Genomic DNA, 15,622 nt, shown 5'->3' with positions numbered 1-15,622 from the left:
CAGGCCGGGGGAATCGGTGTGGAGGATGACGTAAGCGGCCGAATAGTCCGGGTCAGGATGCATGGCATCGGATCCGGCCAGGGTGAGCGAGGTGGGAAAGCGGACGTCGTAGACGTCGAGTCGAGTGATCGTGGTGGGCATGGGCGGATCCCCTTTCGTTCGATCGCAGCGCGGCGCGCTTCGCAAGCAGCTCGCTCTCACGACCGTATGATGGCAAAAAGACGCTGCCGCGTGAAGTGGGGCACCGGGTGCCACCGCTCCCACAAGGAACGCGGGACACCACGCACCGCTGGTTCAACGCGCGTCGTCGGCGCGCGTCCGTCCAGCCTGGGCCAGGACAGCGCGGATGTCCGGCGGCAGTTCGTCGGTCCCGACCAGCTCAGCGAGACGCTGGAGCTCGGCTAGACCGTCCTCCCAGAGGGCACGGTAGCCAGCGACCTCATAGCTCCGCAGCTCGGCATCGAGGGACTGGCCGGACTCGACACGCTGGCGCTGCTCGGCCAGCCAGGCGAGCGCGGCCGCGTACTGGGTGTCGAGCGCCGCGAAGCGATCGAGCATCTGCCGGATCTCGCTGCGACGGGCATGGCGGAGCCAGACGGCCTCGAACTCGGCGGTGAGTGCCGCCAGGCGCAGCCGCTGGTCGCTGAGCTCAGCGATCGCCCAGTCGAGCGTCGCGAGCACCTCCGAGCGGTCCGCACCGCTCAGACCAGCACGTTCGCGGAGGTCTTGCCGGATCCGCTGGCTCGCACGCAGCTTTTCGGCAGCGAAGAGGACGAGCCGGGCCACGAAGGTGTAGTCGTGCCGGACGTCGGGTCGCGGCACGCGACTCCACGCCGCGAGTGCCTCCAACGCTGCCGTACGGAGTCCCTTGAGCGCCGCCGGGTCGACCGTGTCGATGAGCCGCCCAGCCAGCGGTTCGTCGAAGAGGGCGAGGGCACTGTTCGAGCGGTTGAACGCGCCGAGTGTCGGTGCGGTGACAGCGCGTCCGAGCCGATGGATCGCCTCGACGGCAGGATCGTCCGGCGAGGTGCAAAGGACCTGAACAGCGAAGGCTCGGTCGAGCGACTCCTGCAGGACAGCGGGCCCCGACCAGGCGACCGCAGCGCCTACCGCGTACGGAAAGAGCGAGAGGGAGAGCGGCTGGTAGTGACCGTAGTCGCCCCAATCCGTCAGCAGCATGCCAGAGGCACCGTGGGCGAGCCCGTCGCGGACGAGGCCACGGATGTTGGCGAGCGCGTTTTCGATACGGGGAAAGAGGGTGTTCCAGCTCGACGTCCCCGGACAGACCCAGAAGGTACGGCCGAGCGAGCCGAGGAGCTCGGTCGAGGGATACCGTTCCTGCGCCTCGTAGTGCCAGTCGAGTACGAGCACGTCGTCGGGCAGCTCGCGGACGAGGTCGGGATAGTGGAGCAGGATGTCGGCCCAGACCATGATCCGCCGACCGTAGCGGGCCGCGAGGTCACGCAAGCGCAAGAGGTGCCGGAGATAGAGCCACCCCTTACCCAGTTGGCGAGCGAGTTCCTTCGACTGGCCAGTCCCGAGGTCCCAGGTTTCGTCGCAGTCGACGTTGAACCAGGTAGAGGAGAAGTTCGGCAGGTAGTCGGCATAGAGTTCGTCCAAAAGCTGGTACGTCTCTTCGCGGCCTGGCGTGAGCGTCCAGCGCCAGCCGACTTCGTCGAGATGGGCATAGTGGGGCAGGGAGAGCAAGCGGCGCTGGTGGCCGAACGATTGGAGGTTGGGGACGAGCTCGACGTGCCGCTCGCGGCAGTAGCGATCCAGCGCGCGGATGTCGTCCGGCGTCAACGGGTCGCACCCCTCTCCGATCTCCGGATGACGGGGGAACGCGAACGTGTGCTCGACATAAAGCTGGACGTGGTTGTACTTGAGGTGAGAGAGCAGATCGACGAGCCGGAAGAGCGTCTCGCGCGTCGGGACTTTGCCGCGCGAGACATCGAGCATGACGCCACGGTTGGGTAGCACGGGCCAGTCCCGTATCGTGAGCGCGGGAAGGTGCCGACCACAGGCACGGACGAGCTGACGAAGAGTCTGGATCCCATAGAAGAGACCAGCCAGCGTCGTCGCCGCGAGGACGAGCCGGCGATCGCTGCATTGGATCGCGTACCCCTCGTCGCCGGGAACCTCGAGACCCGGTGCCACTGCACCCCGCAGCAGGACGATGCGGTTGGAACCATCGAGCGGGTCGAGCGCCGCCCGGAGCGGGAGAGGCAGGCCAGTGACCGCACGAACGGTGGCCTGCAGCTGGCGAGCGGCGAAATCGAGCGAGGCGGCTTCCAAAGCCGGGACGACGAGTTCGCTGTCCCAGTCGAGAAGCCAGGCATCCTCGGCAGGGCCAGGCGTGACCTCGCGTGGTGGCGGTAGGAGCGGGAGTACATCCGACATGTGACACCTCCTCTCAGTCACTCCCCTGCCCGGCTCGACTCGGACGCGGGGGCAGCCGGGAAATCCGGCGCGAGTGCCGGGCGCAAGTGACCGCGTGCAGCGGCGAGCCGGGCCCGCGCCTGCACTGCATCGACCCCGGTGAGCGCCATCAGGATGGCCGTCTTGGCCTCGCCCCCAGCTTGCTCCAGGTAGCGAGCTGCGTCTTCCAGTCCGAGCCCGGTAACCTCTGCGACGATGCCCACGGCTCTCCACCACAACTTGCGGTTGACCGCTCGCACGTCGACCATGAGGTTGCCGTACGTCCGGCCCAGTCGGACCATGACCGCGGTGCTCAAGGTCGTAAGCGCGATCTTCTGCGCGGTCCCAGCCTTCATGCGCGTCGAGCCAGCGAGTACCTCGGGACCGACGAGCGGCGCAACGACGAGGTCAGCCAGCTGTTCGAGTGGTGATGGACACTGGCACACGAGCGCTGCGACGAACGCGCCGTGGTGGCGTGCCTGGGCGAGCGCACCGAGCACGTAGGGGGTACGCCCACTGGCGCTGATGCCGAGTACCGCGTCGTCGGGTCCGACACAGAGGGCCGCCACGTCGCGGGCACCTGCCTCCTCATCGTCCTCGGCTTCCTCGACCGGTTCGTGCAAGGCACGCATCCCACCAGCCAAGAGCGCCACGACGCGCCCCGGCTCCAGGCCGAAGGTCGGCCGACACTCGAGCGCATCGAGCACCGCGAGCCGGCCTGACGTCCCCGCGCCGACGTAAACGAGCCGGCCCCCGCGCTCTAGCCGCTCGGCCACCGCATCGACGAGCGCAGCGAGCCGTCCACGCTCACGCTGGAGCGCCGGAACGACGCGAGCCTCCTCCTCGAGCATGAGGTCGACAAGTTCCTGGCTCGAGAGTCGGTCGAGATCGCGCACGCGCGGGTCCGGATCCTCCGCTTCGCTCGCTCGGTCGCTCGGTTTCTCGACTGGATACCGCATCGTCTCGGTCCCATCACGGAGTCGAACCAGGGGCGTTGGCTGGTTCCCCGACGTCTCGCTCGAGCGGGACTCCGGCAGCAACGAGCCGTTCGGCGAACGCCGGACTGGCGTAGGCGACCCGGCCGCGGCAGACCGTCCCGTGCACACGCAGGGAGGGATCGAGCACGACGAGATCGGCGTCGTAACCGAGTGCGAGCCTGCCCTTGCGGTGAGCCAGTCCGAGCGCCCGGGCGGGCGTCTCGCTGAGCATGCGCACCGCCTGTTCGACGGGTACGTCGACGAGCTCGACGAGGTTCCGGAGCGCGCGATCCATCGTGAGGAGGCTGCCAGCGATCGTGCCGTCGGCGAGGCGCGCCAGGTCGCCGTCGACCCGGGCCGTCAGACCCGCGAAGACGAAGGTCGTACCGGTCGGCAAGCCAGCTCCCGGCTGTGCATCGGTGACCACGATGGTTCGCTCGGGGCCGAGCGCACGGGTGAGGACACGCATCACCGGCGGTAGGACATGGTGACCGTCGGCGACGAGTTCACCGCAGGCCGCCGGGCACTCGACGAGCGCGCCGAGCGGGCCAGGCGCGCGGTGGAGCAGCGGCGGCATGGCGTTGAAGCAGTGGGTGAGGAGCCGCGCGCCGCGCGCGAAGGCCTGGCGTGCGACCTCGTAGGTCGCGTCGGTGTGACCGAGCGCGACGGTCACGCCAGCAGCGACCAGGCGGTCGAGGACGTCCAGTGCGCCGGGGAGTTCGGGAGCGAGCGTGACGACGCGCAGGTGTCCGCCTGCGAGGGAGAGAAGCCGCTCGGCGAGCGCGCGATCGGGCAAGCGTAGCCAGGACGGATGGTGCGCACCCCGCCGCGACGGGTTCAGGAACGGCCCCTCGAGGTAGATACCGAGGGGCAGGGCACCCTGGTCGTGTGCTGTGACCGCCTGGACAGCGGCGAGGAGCTGCCGCTCGGGGAGGTCTTCCGGAACGCCGACGACGTTGACGAGGAACGCAGTCGTGCCAGTGCGCGTGACCCAGTGCGCGTAGGCCCTGATCTCGTCCGGTTCGGTCGTGTGGAGCGCGAAGCCGCCACCACCGTGAGTGTGGAGGTCGATGAAACCGGGCACTACGAGGAAACCACTGAGATCGACAGTCGCACCGGTACGAGGATGCTCGTGGTCGACCGCGGCGATCTGTGAACCAGCGATGGCGAGGCGCCAACCCGTCCGACGGGTGCCGGCATCGACGAGTTCGGCTCCGACGAATGCCAGTTCCATCGCCGCCCCCTCAAACAGTCCGGGTGACCTTGGCGAGGCCGCGTGGCCGATCCGGGTCGAGCCCACGGACGCGAGCCAGCGCGAGTGCGAGGAGTTGTCCGGGCACAACGGCGACCAGCGGTGAGAGCCACTCGGGAACAGTGGGCGGCAGCGGCAAGGGGAGATCGGCCCGAGCGAGGAGCGTGGGAGCATCGCTCACGATCGCCAGCGCTGCCTGGCGCGCAGCCAAGTCCTCGGTGAGCGCCGCGAGGTCGGGGAAGACTTCACCGGAAGGAGCGACCAGAAGGATCGGGAAGCCGGGCTCGACGAGTGCGATCGGGCCGTGGCGGAAGTCGGCCGAGGAATACGGCTGAGCAAGCACGAGACACGTCTCCTGGAGTTTCAGCGCGACCTCGAACGCCGTCGCGTAATTGAAGCCCCGGCCGATGACGGCAAGGAGGCGAGCATCCCGGAAGGGACCGAGCCGTTGGGCGAGAATCTGGTTGCGCTCGAGCGTCTTGCGGAGCGCCGTAGGCACCTGGGCGAGCTGGCTCAGGCGCGTGCGGTCTCCAGCGAGCAGGGCGCTGAGGAGGGCGAGCACGAAGAGCTGTGCCGTGTAGGTCTTGGTCGCGGCGATGGCTTGTTCCTCCCCGGCCAAGAGCGGAAGGACGAGCTCAGCAGCCTGGGCGAGCGGAGAAGCGGGATCGTTGGTGACGGCAAGAGTGAGCGCACCCTGGCGATGCCCTTCCTCGATGACTGCGACGATATCGGGCGACCGGCCGCTCTGGCTGATCGCGATGACGAGGCTTCCGGCGAGCGACGGGGGCCGCCGGTACAGCGTGAACAGGGAAGGGGTTGCCAGGGCGACAGGAAGTCGGTTGTAAGCCCCGAAGAGGTACTGGGCATACCGCGCGGCATTGTCGGAACTGCCGCGGGCAGCGATCACCACGTAGCGCGGTGCAGCAGCCTGGATGCGTCCTGCCACCTCCTCGACGCGTGGGAATCCTTCGTCGAGGAGGCGCTCGAGGACAGCTGGCTGCTCGGCGATCTCACCTGCGAGTATCGACATGCTGGTGCTCCCACTGTGCACGATACGTGGCCATGTCGAGGATACGACCGGAGACCCGTGCGTCCTCGGCCGCGAAGGCCAGAAGATGGCTTTCGACCGCCTGATGAGCGCTCGTCAGCACACCGGCCCGTTCGCCGCGGACAGCCTGGACAAACGCACGGATGAGGCCGACATCGCCACCACCATGCCCGCCGATCGGGGGCGCCAGACGCATCGTCTCGATAGTACCCGTGAGGTGGTCGGCTATGACGAGTTCGCGGCGCGATTCGTTTGCGAGGAGCGTCGCACGCGTGCCGTCGATGCGGACGGTCCGTCCTTCGACATGGGAGGCACCGTGCATCGTGAGCGAGACAGCGAGCTGACCAGCGAACTCCATCAACACCACCTGGTGATCGACCGCTGTGTTGTCGCAGTGGTAGACACAGCGCCCATAGGGTCCAGTTGCGAGTGCTCGCAGAATCGCTTCCGGATCGGGCTCTGGAGAGACTGCGTGCTGGAAAGCACTGCCCGCAGCCGTGAACAGATAGATCCGCGGAGCGAAGTAGGGGCACTCGTCGGCGATCGGGCAACCGTCAGTACAGCGCTCCGGAGCGCCTGGCGGCGCCTTCGCTGGGGTGAAGTGGGTGAGAGACCCGAAGGAGGCGACACGCTGGCACGAGCGATCGAGGATCCAGACCAGAAGATCGAGGTCGTGACAGCACTTGGTGAGGATCATCGGGCTCGAGCGCTCCGTATTCGCCCAATTCCCGCGGATAAAGCTGTGTGCGAAGTGGAAATAAGACAGGTTCTCGCGCCAGTCGACAGACACGATCTCACCCAGCCGCCCACTGTGGACCAGATCGTAGATCGTGCGGAAGAAGGGCGCGTAGCGCAGCACGTGCGCCACCTGGAGCACGCGCCCGGTCCGCTCAGCGGTCGCGGCGAGGGTGAGGCACTCTTCCGGTGTCGTCGCCATCGGCTTTTCGAGGAGGACATGGTAGCCCGTCTCGAGGAACGCGATGGTACTCGGGAAGTGATCGCGGTCCATTGTCGCGTTGATGAGGGCCGGCGCCAGTTGCGGTTGCTCGGCGAGTTCCTGCCAGGAGTGGAATTGGCGCTCGGGCGGGATTCCGTGCTGTTGCGCGAAGCGCGTGCGGCGTTCGTCGTTCGGCTCGGCAACCGCGACGAAGCGCAGATCCCAGGGAGCGCGGAGCGCGAAGGTACCGTAAGCTAAGGTTCCCCGGTTGCCAGCGCCGACCAGGACAGCTTCGACGGGTCGCTGCATCCTGTGTCTTCCTTTCCCGATGAATCGCTCGCTCCCGCATACGCTGGACGGGAAGCGGACTCGGCCCACCCCACCGACCTACCGGTGGGGGCCCAGCGGGGTGGGCCGGGAACAGGCTCACACCGGCTTGAGCTGACCGGTCCAGATCATCATGACCGCGAAGTTATCCCCGTAGGGAGCATTGCGGTAGATCGGGTCGCTGTCGGGCGGCCACGGTTGGACACGCACCCCCTCGCGAACGGGGTTGTTGCCATAGCGCTCGAACAGCGGGATCATGGGTAACAGTTCATTGAAAGCCAGGGCAAGCTTGGTCACGTTCTGCCGTTGTGCCTCGACGTCGAGCCCGAGCCCGGCATCGACGACCATGCGCTCGAGATCAACTTCGCCGAGCACGTCGGTCTGCTGCTTCAGCTCGAAGCCCATGCCGCGGCCACCTTGGTTCGCGGCAATCGGGATGTTATGGGTGAAGAGATCCTGGACGAAGGCGAAGTGCGGGTGCGGGTTGGTCGTCGAACCCCAAGCCTGAATTGCGAGTTGGAAATTCCCCTTGTCGACCTCGATCGGTTGCTGGGAGTACGTCACACTTCTGGGTGCCACCTTGATGCCGAAACGGGTCAACTGGTCAGCGACGTTCTGAGCACTCGCTGACCAGTCGGCATACTCGGCAGGGAACAGCAGCTCGTATTCCGCGTTCTTGCCGTCCGGTGTCTGCCAGGTATCGCCGCTCTTGCGCCAGCCCGCCTGCGTGAGGAGCTGGGCTGCACGATCCGGGTCATGGTCATACGTGTTGAGCTTCGCGATTTCCGATTGCGGAATCCAGTCGGGCACGAGTATATCGGAGAAGCCGGCCATGTACTTGACCGCTTTGCCAGAGTCACCGAGCGCGACCGTGCCGTTCTGGGCACGATCGATCGCGTAGGCAAGCGCCTGGCGGGCACGCTTGTCACGGAACTCCGGCAGCTTGTCCAGATTGAAGAGCAGGGCTGGTCCGGAGTAGACCGGCGGACGGATGATCCGTATCCCCTGTTGCTGAAACGCCTTCTCGGTCGCCGGCGGGAAGCCATGCGTCGCGTAATCCACGTCGCCGGCGAGGACGAGCGGGGTCACGTCCGGCGTCTCGCCGTTGTAGATCACCAGGCGATCGAAGAGAACCCGATCTGCCCCGACACCGTTCGGATTCTTGACGAGGGCCAGCTGGGCATTAGTGATGCTGTTGTAGTCGAACTGGAACGGGCCACTGGCCAAAATCTGCTGGGGCCGGAAGTTCTTGATTTCATCGAGGAGCGCAGTACCCTCGGGAGAATCCATGTTCTTGCCTGCAGCGAACAGGTCCTGAACCTTCTTGGCGAACTCGCCATACTGCTTCGTCGAAACGATGCGGAGCTTGAGCACGTAGCGCTCGACGACGGTGGAGGGGGTGCTCATATGGAAGCGGACCGTGCGGTCATCCACCGCCTGGACGCGGTCGATATAGCGCCAGATCACGTTCCGCAGGGCCCGCACTGCCCACACCGTCGTCAGGACGTCCTGGGCGGTCAAGGGAGAGCCGTCACTCCACTTGAGTCCAGGTTTGAGTGTGAGGACGAACTCGTTGGCCGTGCGATCGAACTCCCAGCTTTCGGCGAGCAGCGGTAACCACTTCTTGTCAGCCCAGTAGTACATCGCGCTCGGCGCCAAGATGAAGTCGTGGTAGATCCCGGCACCGAGAATCGCTTGCGTCACACCCTCGAGCAGGTTGAAGTGTCCGGTCGGTGGCATCTGGTACGGCCAGGCACCGTGGAATGCCTTGCCGCCTCCGGGTGCCGGAGCGGTTTGCGGTGCGGTCGGCGAGGCAGCAGCAACCGGGGTTTGTCCGGAAACGGGGGCCTGAGTGGGGGCAGCTGTCGGCGTCGCTTGCTCGCCGCGGCAGGCAGCGAGCAGGCCACTGGCGAGCGCACCACTCGCCAGAGCGAGCAGGCGGCGGCGGGAAAGACGCAGCGCATCGGACGATCGCATCGAACTCCTCCTTCATGTTCTTGGTGACCCGGTCACCGGGTGAACCGACGAATCACAACGATAACGACAACGAGGAACGCGAGACCGACCACAAGGCTCAGGAGCGCGACGACGAATTCCGGAGAATCCCTCGGCAGCAGCAACACGAGGCCAGCTGCGAGGAGGGTGACGAACAACGCGCTGGCGAGCGCTGCCCGTCCGGCCTCCGGGCTCATCGGCACACTCCCGGTCCATTCTCACCCCCTCTCCAACGAGAGACACCCGTCGTTGCCCGATGTCGGCGCTTCCATTCTCGACTGCAGCGCATCGGACCCAGTCCGCTCCTGTTGGACGATGTGGCAGGCGACCGCGCGCTGTCCGTCCACTGCGTCGAGCAGGGGCCGCTCCACGTCGCAGAGTCCAGCGACGAAGTGGAGGCAACGCGGGTGAAACGGACATCCGGCAGGAAGTTTGGCCAAGCTGGGAATATCCAGGCTCCGCAGGAGCAGCTTTGCCTTCTGACGGGTGAGCTCGGGATCCGGTTCGGGGAGGGCGGCGAGGAGCGCCTGAGTATAGGGGTGGAGCGGATGACCGATCACACTCGGAGTCGGGCCGAGTTCGACGACTCGGCCGAGGTAGAGGACGGCGATCCGGCCCTGCCAGGCGAAGTACTTGGCCATCGCCAGGTCGTGCGTAATGAAGAGGAACGCGACCCCCAGCTCCTCCCGGAGACGGCGCAGCGTATGGAGAAGACTCACCCGGATCGAGACATCGACCATCGAGGTGGCTTCGTCGGCGACGATCAGCTCGGGCCCGACGGTCAGTGCGCGGGCGATCGAGACGCGCTGACGCTGTCCGCCACTCAGCTGATGCGGGTACTTGGGGAGGAACTGTTCGGGGGGAACGAGATCGACGAGCTCGAGCAAGCCTGCAGCCCGCTCGACGGCATCGGCCCGGTTCCGAGCGATTCCATGATGGAGCAGCGGCGCAACCAATGCATCCGCGACCGTGCGGATCGGGTTCAGGGAAGCGTACGGGTCCTGGTGGACGATCTGCACGGCGCGGCGGAAACTGCGGAATGCGTTCGCCGGGAGGCGCCAGACATCCTGTCCGCGATACCGGACGCTCCCGGATGTCGGCCGGAGGAGACCAGCGGCAACCTTGCCGAGCGTCGTCTTTCCAGAACCGCTCTCACCGACCAGACACAGCACATCACCCGGTTCCAAACAGAACGAGACCTCCTCGACCGCACGGAGGAGCGTACGGCCGCGCCGGAAGTGGACGGAAACGCCGTGCAGCGCCAGAAGCGGCTCAGGCATGACTGGCTCCTCCCAGTCGCTCCGTCCGGCGATCGAGAGACACCGCTGACCAGTAGTGACAGGCGCTCCAGTGGTCCGCACCTACCGGGCAGAGAGGCGGATCTTCACTTCGGCAGCGGTCCGTCGCCAACTCGCAGCGCGGTGCGAAGCTACAGCCAGGCGGGAGCTTCGCGAGGCTCGGTGGTGAACCGGGGATAGAAGCAACCGTCGTGAGTAGGCCGCTCACCGGCGGCACCGCGAGGAGGAGTCCCCGCGTATACGGATGCCGTGGTCGATAGAACAGGTCGCGGACCGGAGCGAGCTCGACGATGCGGCCCGCGTACATCGTCGCGACGCGATCAGCCAGTTCGGCAGCGAGCGGGAGATCGTGCGAGATGAACACCATCGCGAAGCCGAGTTCCTGCCGGAGCGAGCGAAGGACCTCGATGATCGCGCGCTGGGTGAGAATGTCGAGAGCAGTCGTCGGCTCGTCGTAAATGACGAGGCGGGGCTCCAACAGCAGACTCAAGGCTATCATGACGCGCTGGCGCATGCCCCCGCTCAGTTCGTGCGGATAGGACTGCAAGACCCGATTGGGATCGAGCTGGACGAGCCGGAGCAGCCGCTCGCACTGCTCGCGGACGCGTGTGCGGTCGCGGAGGCCGTGTGCTCTCGCGGTGTCCAACACCTGGTCCCAAATCTTGAGGACGGGATTGAAGGCGTTCAGGGCTCCTTGGAACACCATCGCGCATTCTTTCCAGCGAAAATCGCGGAGCTCCCTGCCAGAGAGGCGGACGACGTCATAGACCCGACCGTCGCGCGTGCGATAGAGGATCTGCCCAGCGACGATCCGGGCACTCTTCGGGAGCAACCCCATGAGCGCGAGGCCGAGCGTCGTCTTGCCACAGCCACTCTCGCCGATCACCGCGAGACTCTCGTCGGGCGCGAGGTCGAAGCGCACACCGCGCACCGCCTGGACGACCCCACCCGCTCCCTCGTACTGGATCACGAGGTCACGCACCGAGAGTACCGGTTGGTTCAGCGATTGCCGCCTTTCGATCACCTCAGGACTCCCGTAAGCGTGGGTTAAACAACCCTTCGAGCGAACGCGCGGCGGTGACGAGCGAGAGTTGCAAGAGCGCGATAGCAAAGACTGGTGCAAGGATGTACAGAACAGAATCCTTAAAGAAGATTGCTCCGCGGATCCAGGCGAAATTGAGCATGATTCCCCAGTTCTCACCAGCGAGTGGTGCCAGTCCTAGGAAGTAGAGACCGACCTGGGCATACATCGCCGCGGTGACTCCGATGGTGAAGCTCATGACGATGTAGGGGGCCATATTGGGCAGAATCTCGCGGAACAAGATATGGAAGGTGCTCAAGCCGAGCGCTCGTGCCGCTTCGACGTACTCCCGTTCCTTGAGGGAGAGCACCTGCGCGCGCACTGCTCGGAGGAGCGTCGGCCAGGAGAGGAGACCGATCAGGAGCGCGAGTAACCAGGGGCGATCGAGCTTAACGAAGGCGGAGAGGACGACGAGCAAGGGGAACTGCGGGACTGTCAAGACTACATCGGTCACGAGCCCAGTAACCGAGTCCACGGTCCCGCCGAGGTACGCCGCCAAAGAACCGAACGTGATAGCGATCGCGGTCGACAACAGGGCTGCCAAGACTGCGACCAGGATAATCGAGCGCCCACCACGGAGGACCTGGGCGAGGACATCACGCCCCTCGTAGTCCGTTCCGAGCGGGTGTTCGAGACTCGGCGGTTGGTAGATCTTCGTGACGTCCGGTTTCCCCGGCTCGGGAACGACCAGAGGTCCGAGCACTGCGAGGCCGACGAAGAACACCACACTCACGAGACCCAGGAAACCTGCCTTGTCGTGCCGGAAGAGGTTGGCGAGCCAGGCAGCAACGAGTCCCAGCACTGATCGCTGACGACGCTGCAGCGTATTGTGGACGATCATTGGTCGCCCTCCGCAATCTGCCGTCGGATACGTGGATCAAGCCGACTGTACAGCAGGTCAGCCAGCAGATTGGCACCGATGACGGAGACCGTGATCACGAGAAAGATCGCCTGCATTAAGGGGTAATCACGGCGATTGATGGCATCGAGGAGCACGAAACCGATCCCTTCGTAGACGAAAATCCGCTCGATGACGACCGAGCCACCGACCACGAATCCCGCAGCGATCGCCACCTGCGCGAAGAGCGGGAGGACAGCATTGCGGCCGACATAGGCGCACATGATGCGCCTATCGGAGAGTCCGCGTGCCCGAGCGACCGTGACGTAGTCTTCCTCGAGGGTGGAGAGTGTCGACGACTTCATCAGCAACATCCAAGAACCGATCGTCGTGAGCACGTAGGTGAGGACAGGCAGCGCCGCGTGGTAGAGCACGTCAGTAACGAACGCCACCGTCAGCCCTGGTTGCAGGCCGGGGGAAACCGCACCGCGCATCTTGGTCACCGGCAGCCACCCAAGCTGTACCCCGAGGAAGACGATCAACACGATGGCGATCAGGTAGTTCGGCACGGCTTGAAAGAACGACCCGAGAGCGGTCAGCAGGTGATCGATCACGCCACCGCGTCGGTAGGCCATGAGCATACCGAGCGCGAGTCCCAGGACAAAGCTGCAGAACAGTCCGAGACCAGCACTAAAGAGTGTCCAGGGAAGGTACCGAAGGAGAATCGATGACACTGGTGTACCCGGAGAGACGAGCGACTGGCCGAGGTCTCCGTGAATGAGTGAGCGCATGTAGTCCAGGTACTGAAGCACCAGCGGCTGATCGGGATCGAACGCGAAGAGGGATGCTGCCTGGTTCGCTGCCTCGTCGTACGTAAAGCCGTATTGCGAGATGAGGGTATGGATATAGACTTCGACCGGGCTACCGGGCATGAGACGCACGAGAAAGAAGGTGGCTGTCACGACGATCCAAACGGTCAGGATGGCCTTGAGCGATCGGCGTAGGACATAGGCGCGCGAAATTCGGTGGATCACTCGAGGCGCGGGCGACACGACAGAAAAGCGTAACAAGCCTCTCGCGAGCTGCTTCCATGATCCAAGAGACTCGAGGCGTTCGATCATCGCTGGTCCACCCTCTTGAAACTCAACCGGGGTCGTTCGAGCCGGGCGAACAACTTGTACCGGTCGCCGCGGTAGAGGCTCCGGACAAACTCGACAGGTCGATCACGCCGATCGTAGGAAACGCGCTCGAGCCGAAAGGCCGGCGTACCGACCGGCACCTCCAGCAAGCGGGCTTCCTCCGGGCCGAGTACCGTCGCCTCGATCGTCTGTCGTGCGTGCGCAAGCTCAACTCCGTACCGCTCGCCGAGCCAGGCATAGAGCGACTGATCGGTCAGATCTGCGTCGAGCAACGCTGGAAAGCGTTCAGCAGACAGGTACACCGTCTCCAAGGCCATGGGTTCGTCATCCGCGAGCCGCAGACGGCGCAGCTCGATGATCGGTTGCCCGACCGCACAGTCGAGGGGGACGGCCAGGTCCGCCGGAGCCGCGACACTGCGCACGCCGAGCATGCGACTCCCCGGACGCATCCCTCGCTGGATCATCTCCTCGGAAAATGACGTCAACGCGAGGACCTGCTCCAGTTTAGGTCGGGCGACGAAAGTACCCTTTCCTTGCACACGCTCGAGACGGCCGGCCAAAACGAGCTGATGCAACGCCTGGCGCACGGTGACGCGACTCACGCCGAATCGCTGCTCCAGTTCCCGCTCCGGCGGGATCGGTTCGCCGGGTCGCAGACCCGCGATCATCTCCTCGAGCACATGCTGGAGCTGGCGATACTTGGGAACCCCATTGGATGAGTCGAACCAGCTAGCCATGCGCGCCCTCGCTCGTCGATGTCCGATCTCGACGACCCTGTGTGGTTAGAATGTTAGAACCACTTCGTGCCGGTGTCAAGTCCCTAGTACTACACTCGTCCCGAGTGAGAGGCCATCACGGCTCGTCTCCGGAGCGCCGACTCTCTTCTTGCTCGTGAACCTGGGGTATGCTGAGCGAGAGGACCGACCCGGTGCGTACCGAGAAGTGGACGCGTCATAGGAGCATTCGAGACAGCAGACCGAGCGCGTTCCCTGCCGGCACGGAGCTTCCTGAGGCTACCGCGGCTCCGGCTGATGAAGCGGCGACAGACACGTGGGACATGGCGGCTGACGGGTGAGGACGAAGCGCGCACCCTCGAGCCGCACCGGCTCACTGTCCGGGCCTGGACGGCGGGTGGGCAAGCGGTCAGCGAGCTCCCCCGGGAGCTCGCGCAGACGACCATTCGGTGGATCGATATCGCTTCGCCTGACACGACGGCGGTATCGCTCCTCCACGATGAGTTCTCGCTTGGCTCGTTGAACATGGCGCAACTCCTTCAGCCAGCGCGAATGCCGAAACTCGACCTGCTGCCGGGCGGTGGTGCCATCGTCATCGTCTTCGCGCTTGGGCTTGAGGAAGGAGACGAGCCATGCCTCCACGCGAGTCCGTTCGGCTTCCTGATCCGCGAGCGTTACCTCCTCACGACCCATCGCGCACCGATCGACTCCATCGAAAACCGCCTCCGCGACGCACTGCACGACCCGGAAGCGAGCGGGCCGCGGCTGGCCGCGCTGGCGATCGACGCACTGGTGGACGAGCACCTGGCCGTGACGCTGCAGAGCGCCGAGCCGGCCGCGTAGCTGGAGGAGCAGCTCGACCCCGACGACGAGCTCCAGAGTCTGGTCACGCTGGAGTGCCTCATCATCCTGCGCCGCGATCTTCCGGCGGTCCATCGTCTCGGTGTTGCACAACAGCAAGTGCACAGCCGCCTGGCGCGTCACTTTCCCGCTGAAGCACCGATGCTCGAGGACGTGATCACGAACCAGCGAGAGGCGATCGAGACGACCACGACCGTGTGCCACTACATCAAAGGGGTGATTGAGGCCTATCGGCTCCGGCGCGAGGCCCGTACCGAGATCGGTATCCGTCGCCTCACCATGCTTGCCAGCCTCTTCGGAGTCGTCTCGATCGTGATCGGGTTGTGAGGGGTCAACTTCGTCGGGATCCCCGGTTCCGAGAGCCGCTGGGGCTGGTTCGTCTTCGTCGGTGCTCTCTTGACTCTATTCGCACTGGGCATTTGGTACGTGCGGCGGCGCGGTCTGTGGTGAGACACCGATACTCCCGGCGTAGCCGCGAGGCGAAGGGTCAACCAGACCGCCAGCCCGAACCGATCACTCCTGCCGGCGGCGAGCGAGGTCGCGCAGGTGCTCGAGGACAGCCCGGTCGATCCAGTCGGCATCGAGTGGGATGCGCTCTTCGAAGTTCTCGTTCCCGATGAGCGCGGCATAGGCGCGGCGCGTCGCCTCGTCCCATTGGCCGTGCGGAGGACCCTGGTAGTAGCCGAGGGTGCGCATGAGCTCTTGGAGCTCGACGAG

15 protein-coding genes and 1 pseudogene are annotated in these 15,622 nt (G+C 65.3%); 2 read left to right on the top strand and 14 right to left on the bottom strand.

The window, feature by feature from the left end:
• The 13 genes and pseudogenes from ACWIVK_RS07540 to ACWIVK_RS07480 all read right to left on the bottom strand — a co-directional run.
• Positions 1-141: pseudogene (locus tag ACWIVK_RS07540) on the bottom strand (fuconate dehydratase); the annotation flags it as partial.
• 153 nt (positions 142-294) lie between these two features.
• Positions 295-2,400: a glycoside hydrolase family 20 zincin-like fold domain-containing protein gene (locus tag ACWIVK_RS07535; RefSeq protein WP_448576034.1), complete on the bottom strand. Its 2,106-nt coding sequence runs from the start codon at positions 2,398-2,400 to the stop codon at positions 295-297.
• A 17-nt stretch (positions 2,401-2,417) separates the two neighbouring features.
• Positions 2,418-3,377, bottom strand: coding sequence for an N-acetylmuramic acid 6-phosphate etherase (gene murQ, locus ACWIVK_RS07530; protein WP_448576033.1), 960 nt, complete (start codon positions 3,375-3,377; stop codon positions 2,418-2,420).
• A 13-nt stretch (positions 3,378-3,390) separates the two neighbouring features.
• Entirely contained in the window at positions 3,391-4,629 is a 1,239-nt protein-coding gene (gene nagA / locus ACWIVK_RS07525) for an N-acetylglucosamine-6-phosphate deacetylase (protein WP_448576032.1), read from the bottom strand.
• A 10-nt stretch (positions 4,630-4,639) separates the two neighbouring features.
• Complete coding sequence (locus ACWIVK_RS07520; RefSeq protein ID WP_448576031.1) at positions 4,640-5,677, bottom strand: SIS domain-containing protein; 1,038 nt, start codon at positions 5,675-5,677, stop codon at positions 4,640-4,642.
• Positions 5,658-6,941 (bottom strand): Gfo/Idh/MocA family protein, encoded by a 1,284-nt coding sequence (locus ACWIVK_RS07515; protein WP_448576030.1) that lies wholly within the window; start codon positions 6,939-6,941, stop codon positions 5,658-5,660. The genes ACWIVK_RS07520 and ACWIVK_RS07515 overlap by 20 nt, the downstream gene beginning before the upstream one ends.
• Before the next feature lie 117 nt (positions 6,942-7,058).
• Positions 7,059-8,936 carry an ABC transporter substrate-binding protein gene (locus ACWIVK_RS07510; protein ID WP_448576029.1) on the bottom strand — a complete coding sequence of 626 codons (1,878 nt, stop codon included), beginning with the start codon at positions 8,934-8,936 and terminating at the stop codon, positions 7,059-7,061.
• Positions 8,937-8,968: 32 nt separating this feature from the next.
• Complete coding sequence (locus ACWIVK_RS07505) at positions 8,969-9,151, bottom strand: hypothetical protein (RefSeq protein WP_448576028.1); 183 nt, start codon at positions 9,149-9,151, stop codon at positions 8,969-8,971.
• 21 nt (positions 9,152-9,172) lie between these two features.
• Positions 9,173-10,234 (bottom strand): ABC transporter ATP-binding protein, encoded by a 1,062-nt coding sequence (locus ACWIVK_RS07500; protein WP_448576027.1) that lies wholly within the window; start codon positions 10,232-10,234, stop codon positions 9,173-9,175.
• On the bottom strand, positions 10,227-11,276 hold the full coding sequence (locus ACWIVK_RS07495) for an ABC transporter ATP-binding protein (RefSeq protein ID WP_448576026.1): 1,050 nt from the start codon (positions 11,274-11,276) through the stop codon (positions 10,227-10,229). Before ACWIVK_RS07495 ends, ACWIVK_RS07500 begins: the two co-directional genes overlap by 8 nt.
• 1 nt (position 11,277) lies before the next feature.
• Entirely contained in the window at positions 11,278-12,174 is an 897-nt protein-coding gene (locus ACWIVK_RS07490; protein ID WP_448576025.1) for an ABC transporter permease, read from the bottom strand.
• On the bottom strand, positions 12,171-13,205 hold the full coding sequence (locus ACWIVK_RS07485) for an ABC transporter permease (RefSeq protein WP_448576024.1): 1,035 nt from the start codon (positions 13,203-13,205) through the stop codon (positions 12,171-12,173). Before ACWIVK_RS07485 ends, ACWIVK_RS07490 begins: the two co-directional genes overlap by 4 nt.
• Positions 13,206-13,288: 83 nt before the next feature.
• Positions 13,289-14,047, bottom strand: coding sequence for a GntR family transcriptional regulator (locus tag ACWIVK_RS07480; protein WP_448576023.1), 759 nt, complete (start codon positions 14,045-14,047; stop codon positions 13,289-13,291).
• A 294-nt stretch (positions 14,048-14,341) separates the two neighbouring features.
• On the opposite strand from ACWIVK_RS07480, the gene ACWIVK_RS07475 reads away from it, so the two are divergent.
• Together ACWIVK_RS07475 and ACWIVK_RS07470 are read left to right on the top strand one after the other, a co-directional pair.
• Positions 14,342-14,887 (top strand): CorA family divalent cation transporter, encoded by a 546-nt coding sequence (locus ACWIVK_RS07475; protein ID WP_448576022.1) that lies wholly within the window; start codon positions 14,342-14,344, stop codon positions 14,885-14,887.
• Positions 14,888-15,046: 159 nt separating this feature from the next.
• Complete coding sequence (locus ACWIVK_RS07470; protein WP_448576021.1) at positions 15,047-15,232, top strand: hypothetical protein; 186 nt, start codon at positions 15,047-15,049, stop codon at positions 15,230-15,232.
• Positions 15,233-15,418: 186 nt separating this feature from the next.
• On the opposite strand, the gene ACWIVK_RS07465 is transcribed toward ACWIVK_RS07470, so the two are convergent.
• Positions 15,419-15,622, bottom strand: a 204-nt coding sequence (locus ACWIVK_RS07465) for a putative peptidoglycan binding domain-containing protein (protein ID WP_448576020.1), incomplete at its 5' end; no start/stop codon positions are given.

It is taken from the genome of Thermomicrobium sp., assembly GCF_053493975.1.
The sequence above is the reverse complement of the archived record's forward strand: the minus strand, read 5'-3'. Positions and strand labels throughout refer to the sequence as shown.

What these genes read in the sequence shown, in the direction of transcription:
- ACWIVK_RS07490 (WP_448576025.1), bottom strand. Translation starts at nt 12,174, where the DNA reads ATGATCGTCCACAATACGCTGCAGCGTCGTCAGCGATCAGTGCTGGGA.
- ACWIVK_RS07515 (WP_448576030.1), bottom strand. Translation starts at nt 6,941, where the DNA reads ATGCAGCGACCCGTCGAAGCTGTCCTGGTCGGCGCTGGCAACCGGGGA.
- nagA (WP_448576032.1), bottom strand. Translation starts at nt 4,629, where the DNA reads ATGGAACTGGCATTCGTCGGAGCCGAACTCGTCGATGCCGGCACCCGT.
- ACWIVK_RS07480 (WP_448576023.1), bottom strand. Translation starts at nt 14,047, where the DNA reads ATGGCTAGCTGGTTCGACTCATCCAATGGGGTTCCCAAGTATCGCCAG.
- ACWIVK_RS07510 (WP_448576029.1), bottom strand. Translation starts at nt 8,936, where the DNA reads ATGCGATCGTCCGATGCGCTGCGTCTTTCCCGCCGCCGCCTGCTCGCT.
- ACWIVK_RS07475 (WP_448576022.1), top strand. Translation starts at nt 14,342, where the DNA reads ATGAAGCGGCGACAGACACGTGGGACATGGCGGCTGACGGGTGAGGAC.
- murQ (WP_448576033.1), bottom strand. Translation starts at nt 3,377, where the DNA reads ATGCGGTATCCAGTCGAGAAACCGAGCGACCGAGCGAGCGAAGCGGAG.
- ACWIVK_RS07500 (WP_448576027.1), bottom strand. Translation starts at nt 10,234, where the DNA reads ATGCCTGAGCCGCTTCTGGCGCTGCACGGCGTTTCCGTCCACTTCCGG.
- ACWIVK_RS07535 (WP_448576034.1), bottom strand. Translation starts at nt 2,400, where the DNA reads ATGTCGGATGTACTCCCGCTCCTACCGCCACCACGCGAGGTCACGCCT.
- ACWIVK_RS07520 (WP_448576031.1), bottom strand. Translation starts at nt 5,677, where the DNA reads ATGTCGATACTCGCAGGTGAGATCGCCGAGCAGCCAGCTGTCCTCGAG.
- ACWIVK_RS07470 (WP_448576021.1), top strand. Translation starts at nt 15,047, where the DNA reads ATGCTCGAGGACGTGATCACGAACCAGCGAGAGGCGATCGAGACGACC.
- ACWIVK_RS07505 (WP_448576028.1), bottom strand. Translation starts at nt 9,151, where the DNA reads ATGAGCCCGGAGGCCGGACGGGCAGCGCTCGCCAGCGCGTTGTTCGTC.